Origin of the sequence: Providencia sp. PROV114, from assembly GCF_032704305.1 — a bacterium.
GTDB classification, from domain to species: Bacteria; Pseudomonadota; Gammaproteobacteria; order Enterobacterales; family Enterobacteriaceae; genus Providencia; species Providencia rettgeri.
In genome coordinates, this window is sequence record NZ_CP120528.1 from 4543008 (window position 1) to 4553711 (window position 10704).

General features: G+C 43.5%; 9 protein-coding genes. 1 reads left to right on the plus strand and 8 read right to left on the minus strand.

The features are described from left to right. Nucleotides 1–635: 635 nt before the first annotated feature. Genes fdoI through fdnG form a run of 3 tightly spaced genes read right to left on the minus strand, consistent with a single transcriptional unit; the run spans nucleotide 636 to nucleotide 5292 of the window. Entirely contained in the window at nucleotides 636–1292 is a 657-nt protein-coding gene (gene fdoI / locus P3L37_RS20945) for a formate dehydrogenase cytochrome b556 subunit (RefSeq protein WP_094961977.1), read from the minus strand. Further along, on the minus strand, nucleotides 1289–2233 hold the full coding sequence (gene fdxH, locus P3L37_RS20950) for a formate dehydrogenase subunit beta (protein ID WP_110731529.1): 945 nt from the start codon (nucleotides 2231–2233) through the stop codon (nucleotides 1289–1291). Before fdxH ends, fdoI begins: the two co-directional genes overlap by 4 nt. A gap of 11 nt (nucleotides 2234–2244) precedes the next feature. Beyond that, on the minus strand, nucleotides 2245–5292 hold the full coding sequence (gene fdnG, locus P3L37_RS20955) for a formate dehydrogenase-N subunit alpha (RefSeq protein ID WP_109912541.1): 3048 nt from the start codon (nucleotides 5290–5292) through the stop codon (nucleotides 2245–2247). Between the two features lie 173 nt (nucleotides 5293–5465). Here fdnG and fdhD point away from each other — a divergent pair, with 173 nt between their 5' ends. Beyond that, the gene (gene fdhD / locus P3L37_RS20960; protein WP_109912542.1) at nucleotides 5466–6296 is read left to right on the plus strand and encodes a formate dehydrogenase accessory sulfurtransferase FdhD; all 831 of its coding nucleotides are present in this window, start codon (nucleotides 5466–5468) and stop codon (nucleotides 6294–6296) included. 137 nt (nucleotides 6297–6433) lie between these two features. Here fdhD and mnmE read toward each other — a convergent pair whose 3' ends face one another. The 5 genes from mnmE to rpmH form a co-directional block, all read right to left on the minus strand. Beyond that, complete coding sequence (gene mnmE / locus P3L37_RS20965; RefSeq protein ID WP_004906817.1) at nucleotides 6434–7798, minus strand: tRNA uridine-5-carboxymethylaminomethyl(34) synthesis GTPase MnmE; 1365 nt, start codon at nucleotides 7796–7798, stop codon at nucleotides 6434–6436. Nucleotides 7799–7924: 126 nt separating this feature from the next. After that, nucleotides 7925–9574 carry a membrane protein insertase YidC gene (gene yidC / locus P3L37_RS20970; protein WP_004906815.1) on the minus strand — a complete coding sequence of 550 codons (1650 nt, stop codon included), beginning with the start codon at nucleotides 9572–9574 and terminating at the stop codon, nucleotides 7925–7927. Between the two features lie 2 nt (nucleotides 9575–9576). Then, nucleotides 9577–9837 carry a membrane protein insertion efficiency factor YidD gene (yidD, locus tag P3L37_RS20975; RefSeq protein WP_036959180.1) on the minus strand — a complete coding sequence of 87 codons (261 nt, stop codon included), beginning with the start codon at nucleotides 9835–9837 and terminating at the stop codon, nucleotides 9577–9579. Beyond that, a complete protein-coding gene (rnpA, locus tag P3L37_RS20980) occupies nucleotides 9801–10160 on the minus strand; it encodes a ribonuclease P protein component (protein WP_004906229.1) in 360 nt (119 codons plus the stop codon). Before rnpA ends, yidD begins: the two co-directional genes overlap by 37 nt. A gap of 21 nt (nucleotides 10161–10181) precedes the next feature. Next, nucleotides 10182–10325, minus strand: coding sequence for a 50S ribosomal protein L34 (rpmH, locus tag P3L37_RS20985; RefSeq protein ID WP_004906236.1), 144 nt, complete (start codon nucleotides 10323–10325; stop codon nucleotides 10182–10184). Nucleotides 10326–10704: the final 379 nt, after the last annotated feature.

The following is a 10704-nucleotide window of genomic DNA, read 5'->3' on the forward strand; positions in this document are numbered from 1 at the left end:
GTCGTAAAAGGAATGTATGACGGTTCAATTATTTAGCTGCGTTAAAAAGATATTTATATATATGATGGTTTTTATATTTATTACTAACTACATGACTATTTTTATTAAATAATATCACCAATGTCCAGTAATTAATTCTATTAATATATGTAAACCATATCATTCTTAAAACACTCCAACGCCAGCATATTAATTCAACTTAAACTTGCAATTAGAAACAAAATATCGAATTAATCAACAATGTTCATTTAAGATAGCTATTTATTGATCTAATATCAATATTCAATAGCTATTCACAAAGAAATAACAATTATAAAAATTATTTATTATCAACAAATTAAAGAATTATCATCTTTTTTTTACATAAAAATAAAACAAATAAATATTTATTTGTTTATTCTTGGTTTAAAAACCAATGTAAATTATACGCGAAATAAGAGCATCTTTATTTGATGTGTATTTTGTATTAATCTTATTTTGATTAACTATAATGATAATAAATCGTAAACAGGTCATCAAATAAATATATCTAATTTTCTTTCTTTCAAATAAATTGAATGTTTATGTTTTTTAGATATAAAAAACCCACAAATAACATTAGTCATTTGTGGGTTTGATAACAACAATAATAAAACTTAGTTTTTCTCTTGTTGCTGTTTTTGCTGTTTTTCTTTTTCCAAAAGCTGACGGTACCACAATGGATGGTGCTTTCTAGCCCAACCACGAGTCACCCAACCTTCAACCATCGCACGCACTGAACCTTTCACCCAAATCGCAGCATAAGCGTGAACCACAATCATGATGATCAGCGCAATCGCAGAGAGCGAGTGAATAAGAATAGCTGCACGATAAACAGGGATTGGGAAGTAATCGGCGAAATAAGGACGCCACATGATCACACCCGTGACCACCAGCGCTAATAAGCAGATAGTGACTACCCAATACACCCCTTTTTGGCCGAGGTTATATTGACCTACATCACCTGCTTCTTCGTTTTTCAGTACTTTACCGATATTTTTTGCCCACTTGATATCTTCTTTATTAATGAAGTTATGGTGGAAATAGCGGAAGAACATAAATACGAACAGCAAGAACATCGCCGTACCCACAAATGGATGCAAAATTCGCGACAGCTGTGGTGTGCCTAAAATGTTCATAAACCAGTTTAGTGAAGGGAAAAAGAACCCTAACCCACTGATTGCGGTGAACAAAAAGCAAATCACAACCGCCCAGTGATTGATCCTTTCAATCGGTTTATGGCGGATGATTTTGTCGTTATCATCTGGCATCATTTCTGATCCTCCCCTTCTTTTGATTTCGAAGTGTCAGAGGACATTGCATTATGCATATCTTCTAAAGCTTCTTCTTCATCTTTTTTGGAGACGCGGTTCGGACCAATACCCACATAGTGGAAGATGGCCGCCGCAAATGTTGCAGCAAAACCAACCGCTGCTAACGGCTTCCAGATACCTTTCCAGAAAGTGACTGTAGGGCTGATTGTCGGGTTTTCCGGCAATCCGTGATACAACTGCGGTTTATCTGCATGGTGTAAAACGTACATCACGTGCGTACCACCAACCCCCTCAGGGTCATATAAACCTGCGTTTGCATAACCACGAGTTTTCAGCTCTTCAACACGCTCACCAGCCATGTTAATCATGTCTTCTTTGCTACCGAAGTGGATAGCGCCGGTTGGACACGTTTTCACACACGCAGGCTCTTGACCGACTTCAACACGGTCAACACACAGCGTACATTTGTATGCACGGTTATCTTCTGGGTTGATGCGCGGTACATCAAACGGACAACCCGCAATACAATAACCACAACCAATACAATGTTCTGATTGGAAATCAACGATACCGTTTTTGTACTGTACTATCGCGCCTTCCGAAGGGCACGCCTTCAGACAGCCTGGGTCAGCACAGTGCATACAACCATCTTTACGGATCAGCCATTCAAATTTATCGTTCTCTTCCACTTCAGAGAAGCGCATTACCGTCCATGATTTAGCGGTTAAATCTGTTGGGTTATCATATACCCCAACGTTCGTCCCGATTTTGTCACGGATATCGTTCCATTCGGAACACGCGACCTGACAAGCTTTACAGCCGATACAGGTCGTCACATCGATAAGCTTTGCAACTTCTTCCTTATAGTCCCGCACCTGAGGCGCGGGAGTCAGGGAATTGGTGGCAGAGCGACGAATAATGTCCTGAGATTGCATTGACATAATTTATCTCCTTACACCTTTTCCACATTGACAAGGAACGATTTAAATTCCGGTGTCTGAGTATTCGCATCACCCACATACGGCGTTAACGTGTTAGCAATAAAGCCTTTCACAGCCAAGCCTTCAAAGCCCCAGTGAATAGGGATACCGATAGTATCAATATCTTTACCCGCCACTTTCAGCGTATGAATACGTTTGGTGACCACCGCTTTTGCTTTGATATAACCGCGTTTAGAGCTGACTTTCACCGTATCACCTTGTTTGATACCTTTTTCATTCGCCAGACGTTCACCAATTTCTATGAACTGTTGTGGCTGAATGATGGCATTTAACAAGGCATGCTTTGTCCAATAGTGGAAATGCTCAGTCAAACGATAAGTCGTTCCCACATAAGGGAATTCTGTCGCTTTACCCATTTGTGCCCAGTCATCTTTAAACACACGAGCAGCAGGGTTTGATACGACTTTTGGATGCAATGGGTTAGTATCCAGCGGCGTTTCAATTGGTTCGTAGTGCTCTGGGAATGGGCCTTCAGCCATTTTATCCAGTGCGAATAGACGTCCCATTCCTTCTGGCTGCATGATAAATGGACCAACACCACTTCCCGGCGCAGCATTGCTATAGTCAGGAATATCCATTCCTATCCATTTGCTACCGTTCCACTCGAGGATTTGGCGTTTCGGATCCCACGGTTTACCCATTGGGTCTGCCGATGCACGGTTATAAATCACACGACGGTTTAGAGGCCACGCCCATGCCCAACCTAATGTGTTACCTAGACCCGTTGGGTCAGAGTTATCACGGTTAGCCATTTGGTTACCTTTCGGCGTCCAACTACCGGTGAAAATCCAGCAACCACTTGCAGTAGTACCATCATCACGCAATTGGGCAAACGAACTCAACAGCTCACCTTTTTTCGCAATAACGTTGCCATCCGCATCTTTTAAGTCAACTAAAGCATAACCATTGTTTTCTTGAGCGACTTCTTCTGGCGTTGGGTTATCACGGTCGAAGTAATTCCAAGTCATACTTAGAACTTGTTCAGGTACTGCACCACCTTCAGAGGCATACAGTTGGCGTAGACGATGGAAAATACCAGACAGAATTTCACCATCACTGATCGCTTCACCTGGGGCATCCGCACCTTTCCAGTGCCATTGTAACCAACGCGCTGAGTTAACAATCGAACCATTTTCTTCAGCAAAACAGCAAGATGGCAGGCGGAATACCGTAGTTTGGATTTCTTCCGGATTCACATCATTCATTTCGCCGTGGTTTTGCCAGAAATTCGAGGTTTCCGTATTCAGTGGGTCAACGGTAATCAAAAATTTCAGTTTTGACAGCGACTTAACGACTTTGTTTTTATTCGGGAATGATGCTAATGGGTTAAAGCCTTGGCAGATATAGCCGTTAACTTCCCCTTTATCCATCATTTCGAAATAACGCAGCACATCATAGCCTTGATCCCATTTCGGTAATAAATCAAAGCCCCAATTATTTTCTTTCTGCGCTTTATCTCCGTAGAAAGTCTTCATCAAACTAACAAAGAATTTCGGGTAGTTACCCCAATAGTTAACTTGACCTTCAACCGTTGCTTTTGGCGTGTTTGCAGCTAAGTAACTTTCTAATGTGGTTTGTTTGTCTGATGGTAAGGTTAAATAACCCGGTAAGCTCTGAGATAGCAAACCTAAGTCAGTTAGACCTTGGATATTAGAGTGACCACGCAGTGCGTTTACACCACCGCCTAACATCCCCATATTACCCAGCAGTAATTGGATCATCGCCATGGTACGAATATTTTGCGCACCCACGGTATGTTGAGTCCAACCTAATGCATATAAGAACGATGCTGTTTTATCTTTAGCACTCGTTTCTGCAAGGTATTCACAGACTTGCAAGAAATCTTTAATTGGCGTACCACAGATGTTATTCACCACTTCAGGTGTATAACGGCTGACGTGTTCTTTTAATAGATTTAACACACAACGTGGGTGTTTCAGAGTCGGATCGCGCAGCGCAAGGCCGTTTTCATCCATCTCATAGTTCCACGTGGTTTTATCATATTGACGTTTTTCTTCGTCATAACCTGTAAACAGGCCGTCATCAAAACCATAATCTTCACGAATAACTAAACTGGCGTTGGTATACGCTTCCACGTATTCACGCTGAATTTTTTCATTATCCAGTAAGTATTTGATAACACCTGATAAGAACGCGATATCTGTACCCGAACGGATAGGCGTGTAAAAATCCGCCACTGCCGCAGTACGGGTAAAGCGTGGGTCAATAACAATAAGTTTGGCTTTATTATGGATTTTAGCTTCCATCGCCCAGCGGAAACCGACTGGATGCGCTTCTGCTGCATTTCCACCCATAACGACAACTAGGTTTGCATTTTTAATGTCAACCCAGTGGTTGGTCATCGCACCGCGACCAAATGTTGGAGCAAGACTTGCTACCGTTGGTCCGTGTCAGACACGCGCTTGGTTATCAACGGCAAGCATGCCGAGAGCGCGGGTGAATTTTTGCGTTACAAATCCGCTTTCGTTACTCCCCGCCGATGCGCATAGCATACCGGTGGTCAGCCAACGATTTACCGTGACACCGTCTTTATTTTTCTCAATAAAGTTCGCATCGCGGTCTTCTTTCATTAACTTAGCGATACGGTCAAATGCTTCGTTCCACGTGATACGTTTCCACTCATTAGTACCCGGCTCACGCACTTCAGGATACTTCAAGCGGCTTTCACTGTGGATGAAATCGATAAGTCCAGCACCTTTCGGACAAAGTGCACCACGGTTTACCGGATGATCCGGGTCCCCTTCAATATGGAAAATGCTCTCTTTTGCATTTTTCGCGCCATCACCGAGGCTGTACATTAACAGCCCACAGCCGACAGAACAGTAGGTACAGGTATTTCTGGTCTCTTTCGCACGCAGTAATTTATACTGGCGCGTTGACGCTAACGCGGTGGCGGGTGCAAAACCCAAGGCCGCTGCCGTCGTACCTGCCATACCGCCAGCGCAGATCTTAAAGAACTGCCTTCTGCTGACTTGCATGGGGATCTCCTCATTTACATTGCTCATGTTTACCTAACGCCAATCGCGATAATCAGGTAAACTGTTTTTATTCAACGTCTTCCTTACGTCCCAGGTTCATTGCCCGGCAAATGGTGTAAATTCTTTTTACCCATAATTAATATTATGTATCATTAATGCTAGGAATTCATCTAATGTATGAAACAAATACTACAAATGACTCCAAATTAACCAAAATGATTGGCTTAAATCACACAACCGTGCAACAAAAAGGCAACCTGAATTTACTCGTAAATGACTATGTAGCAGAAGAATCTCCTGTCGCTTTAGTCTTCAATGGCATATCCCATGTGGTAATGATGGCAACGCCAAAAGATCTTGAGGATTTTGCAGTCGGCTTCGCACTTTCTGAAGGGATAATACAGTCAGATGATGAAATTCGTGGAATTGATATCGTGGAAGGCTGCAACCGCGGAATTGAAGTGCATGTTGAATTATCTAGCCGTCGGTTTATGGAACTCAAAGAACGTCGCCGTAATTTAGCAGGGCGTACAGGCTGTGGTATTTGTGGCACTGAGCAACTCGATGAAATTTTCAAACCGATCGCCCCACTACCTTTCACCCAAACCTTCTCTCTCTCGCATCTCGATAATGCATTACATGAATTGAAAAAAGTGCAAGAAATTGGTGCACTGACAGGTTGTACCCATGCGGCCGCATGGATTTCACCAGAAGGGCAATTAGTCGGTGGATGTGAAGATGTCGGCCGTCATGTGGCTCTGGATAAACTTTTAGGTATGAAACATCGTAACCAATGGCAACAAGGCGCAGTACTGGTTTCTAGCCGTGCTAGCTATGAAATGGTACAAAAAGCCGCTAGCTGTGGTGCAGAAATTCTATTTGCTGTTTCCGCCGCCACTGCACTCGCTATTGAAGTCGCAGAAAAAGCCAATTTGACCTTAGTCGGCTTTTGTCGTCAAGGTAAAGCGACGGTGTTTACGCACGGGAGTCGGGTAAGGGATTAACTTTCCAACTGAAGATAATCATTTTAGATTAAGAGAAGTCAGAATAGCTTAATAGCGAATTAAGGCAGGAAAAACGCGGGGACTACCGATAAAACAAACCTACACGGTATGACGTGTAGGTTTTAGGCGATACCGCATCACTTCCCAATACAAAAACTTGAGAAAATACGGCCTAATAAATCATCAGAAGTGAACTCACCAGTGATTTCGCTGAGTTCTTGCTGAGCTAAACGTAATTCTTCCGCTAATAACTCACCGGAGCGAGCGTTCACTAACTGGTCATAGCCCTGTTCTAGGTGAACAGCTGCCGCATTCAATGCTTGTAAATGGCGACTACGAGCAAGGAAACCACCCTCAGTATTGCTATTAAAGCCAATGGTTTCTTTTAGGTGATCGCGCAACAAATCAATGCCTTTTTCTTCGCGTGCAGACAAACGAATTAACGGATAACGAGTATTATCAATAAACTCAACTGGTTCGCCTGTCATATCGGCTTTGTTACGAATTACGGTGACCGGAAGTTCATCAGGTAAGCGCGCCATAAATTCAGGCCAAATTTCTTGTGGTTCCGTGGCATTAGTTGTAGTGCTATCAACCATAAACAGCACATGGTCCGCTTGTTCAATTTCTTTCCAAGCTCGTTCGATACCAATTCGCTCAACTTCATCACTGGCTTCGCGCAGGCCTGCAGTATCAATGATATGCAATGGCATACCATCAATATGAATATGTTCACGTAATACATCACGCGTCGTTCCCGCAATATCCGTGACAATCGCAGCCTCACGCCCCGCCAATGCATTTAGCAAGCTCGATTTTCCTGCATTTGGGCGCCCTGCAATTACCACTTTCATTCCTTCACGCAATAAACTACCTTGGCGCGCTTGGGAGCGAACTTGTTCTAAATCTGCCACCACTTCGTTGAGTTTAGCTTCAATTTTACCGTCAGACAGGAAGTCAATTTCTTCATCTGGGAAATCGATAGCTGCTTCCACATAGATGCGCAAGTGAGTGAGTGCTTCCACCAATTGGTGAATATGAGAAGAAAATGCGCCCTGTAACGAATTCATCGCTGAACGCGCCGCTTGTTCAGAACTCGCGTCAATCAAATCGGCAATTGCTTCCGCTTGGGCTAAATCGAGCTTATCGTTTAAAAATGCTCGCTCAGAAAATTCACCAGGATTCGCAATGCGAATACCATCAATCGTTAGTATTCTTCTGAGCAATAAATCAAGAATAACTGGCCCGCCGTGTCCTTGTAATTCAAGCACATCTTCACCCGTAAATGAATTTGGCCCAGGGAAGTAAAGCGCAATACCTTGGTCAAGAACAGAGCCATCCTCATCACGAAATGGCAGGTAATCCGCATAACGTGGTTTAGGGAGTTTTCCCAACACGATTTCGGCAATCTGCGCCGCTTTCGGGCCAGATACACGTAAAATACCGACACCACCACGACCGGGAGGTGTTGCCTGTGCGACGATAGTATCGTTGATTTGCATGATGTTTCTCTGTTTTGACTTAAAAACTGTTTTTTGAAAAGAATAAAGGCGACCGTGTTTGGTCGCCTTAATACTACTATAGAATCCCGCTTTGTGAAGCCATTCTCAGTTTACTGAGAAGCGAGACTATTTTTTCTCTTTTTTATCGCGACTGTGCAGACCACGTTTTTCCAGACCACGGTAAATCACTTGTTGCTGGATGATGGTGACTAAGTTACTCACGATATAATACAGAACCAGACCTGATGGGAACCACAGGAAGAAGATGGTGAACACGACTGGCATGTACGTCATAATCTTCTGCTGCATTGGGTCAGTCACAGCGGTTGGTGACATTTTCTGAATCACAAACATCGTCACACCCATCAATACTGGCAGAATGTAGTACGGGTCTTGTGCAGACAAGTCTTGAATCCAACCAAAGAATGGTGCGTGACGCAGTTCAACAGAACCCATCAACATATAGTAAAGTGCAAGGAAGATAGGCATTTGAATCAGCAGAGGTAAACAACCACCCAGTGGGTTTACTTTTTCTGCTTTATACATCGCCATCATTTCTTGGCTCATACGTTGTTTATCATCACCAATACGCTCACGCATTGCAGCCAGTTTAGGTTGCAGTAAACGCATTTTCGCCATCGAGGTGTACTGTGCTTTAGTCAGTGGGTACATAATACCACGAACGATAAAGGTGATAACGATGATAGCAATACCCCAGTTACCCACAAAACCGTGAATGAATTTCAGCAGTTTAAACAGTGGCTGAGAGATAAACCATAACCAACCATAATCAACGGTTAAGTCTAAATGTGGTGCAACTGCAGCCATTTCAGACTGAATTTCAGGACCAACCCATAACGTTGATGAATAAGTACCAGCGCCATTAGCTGCGATAGTCATTGGTTCACTCTTATAACCAATGATGGCAGATTTTTTATCAAGGTCAATGGTGTAGAAAGTACTCTTTTCAGCACTTGCCGGGATCCACGCGGTTGCAAAATACTGTTGCAACATCGCTACCCAGCCACCTTTGGTGGTTAAGTCGAGGTTTTTATCTTCGATGTCGCCAAAGCTATATTTTTTATAGTTGTTTTCATCAGAAGAATACGCCGCACCACGATAGGTATGCAGAGCAAAATTGCTGCTGCCAGTGTCACGCTCTTTAGGTAACTCGATAGTTTGTTTTAACTGACCGAAGAAAGCGAGACTCAGTGGTTGAGCGGTTGGGTTTTGAATACTGTATTCAACTTCAACAGTATATTGGCCACGTTTAACAATGTACGTTTTCTGATATATAACACCGTTATTATCAGTAAATGTCATTGGTACGCGCAAGACGTCTTGGCCTTTCTCTAATGTGAAAGTTGTAGAATCTGCGCTATACAGCGGACGTTCGCCATTATTATTTGCTGGGTTGTCTGGACCATGAAGACCAATCAAACCACTCTGTGCCTGGTAGACAAAGCCTGGATTAGTTTCCAGTAAACGGAAAGGGCTTTCCGAATGAAGGGTCGCAGGATAGGCTAACAGGTCAGCCTCATCGATATCACCACCACGAGTATTGATGCGAATATCCAGTACATCAGTTTTGACTGTGATGAGCTTACCTTGCCCACTGCCAGTTACGGCTTGAGCATCACTGCTTGGCATATCCGCTTGTTGCGAAGTTTGAACAGTTTTAACGTCCTGAGCAACTTTATCGCTCTCCCAGGCCTGCCAAACTAAGAACGACACGAACAACAAAGCGATGAGTAGAAGATTGCGTTGCGAATCCATCGTTATAATTCTCTATTATCATCAGTTTTTCTAGGTGGGACAGGATCATCTCCACCAGCGTGTAAAGGGTGGCATTTTAATACGCGTTTCGCCGTTAACCAACTCCCTTTTAGCATACCAAACCTGCGCAATGCCTCAATTCCGTAATTTGAACAAGTAGGATTGAAGCGACAACGAGGCCCTAACAACGGGCTAATTGCCAGTTGGTAGCCTCTGATCAGCATGATCAGGATTTTTGAGCCAAGCGACGGTGACGACGCCATAACTTATCCAATGCTTCCGTGATCTGTTGATTGTCGAGATTAGCGACCCCTTTCCTTACCAATACCACAAAGTCCATTGAAGGCAACTCATGTTGATGCAGACGAAAATATTCACGCGCTAACCGTTTAATACGATTTCGCTCATGAGCTCGTTTAACATTTTTTTTGGCGATGGTAAGACCGATGCGGGGATGCCCCAGCTCGTTTAGGCGACCAAGGATTGTTATCTCTGGGGAACTCGCCCTCTGCGGCTGCTTAAAGACATTATCGAAATGCCTGGGAGTTAACAAACGTAACTCCCGGGTAAAAGCGAGCGTAACCACTTGAATAGAGGGCTAGCTTTATTACTTAGATGAAACGGTCAGACGAGCGCGGCCTTTAGCACGACGGCGAGCCAGAACCTGACGACCATTTTTAGTGGCCATACGAGCACGGAAACCGTGTGAACGGTTGCGCTTCAGTACGGACGGTTGAAAAGTGCGTTTCATAACGATTTCTACCTAACTTTTAAATTTATTACTGATTCAGTAAACGCGTTGGCAACCAGTGGAAACTGATTTACACCTGTGCCTCTATCGCAACAATATAGAAAGAGGCAGGATTGTAATAAAACATAGGGGGTCACGTCAATGAAATGACGCAATCAAACCACTTTTATTTATAGCCTGGCTGACCGGTTTGCCGACATATGTTGTGACAGCCGACGAATGATTACATTCGCATACTGGCTGAAAACCTGTTTTTTGCCCCGCCCCACCTAACATTAACGTTAAAATAAAGCGATATAGCCCAACAAGTTTACCTCAGTTTCGTGTAAAAATCACATCTGTACTGTACACAGGGAGGAAGATTATACGGACTCCGACC

Coding starts and splice junctions, on each gene's coding strand:
- rpmH (WP_004906236.1), bottom strand. CDS start 10,325: ATGAAACGCACTTTTCAACCGTCCGTACTGAAGCGCAACCGTTCACAC.
- yidC (WP_004906815.1), bottom strand. CDS start 9,574: ATGGATTCGCAACGCAATCTTCTACTCATCGCTTTGTTGTTCGTGTCG.
- fdxH (WP_110731529.1), bottom strand. CDS start 2,233: ATGTCAATGCAATCTCAGGACATTATTCGTCGCTCTGCCACCAATTCC.
- yidD (WP_036959180.1), bottom strand. CDS start 9,837: ATGGCGTCGTCACCGTCGCTTGGCTCAAAAATCCTGATCATGCTGATC.
- mnmE (WP_004906817.1), bottom strand. CDS start 7,798: ATGCAAATCAACGATACTATCGTCGCACAGGCAACACCTCCCGGTCGT.
- fdoI (WP_094961977.1), bottom strand. CDS start 1,292: ATGATGCCAGATGATAACGACAAAATCATCCGCCATAAACCGATTGAA.
- fdhD (WP_109912542.1), top strand. CDS start 5,466: ATGTATGAAACAAATACTACAAATGACTCCAAATTAACCAAAATGATT.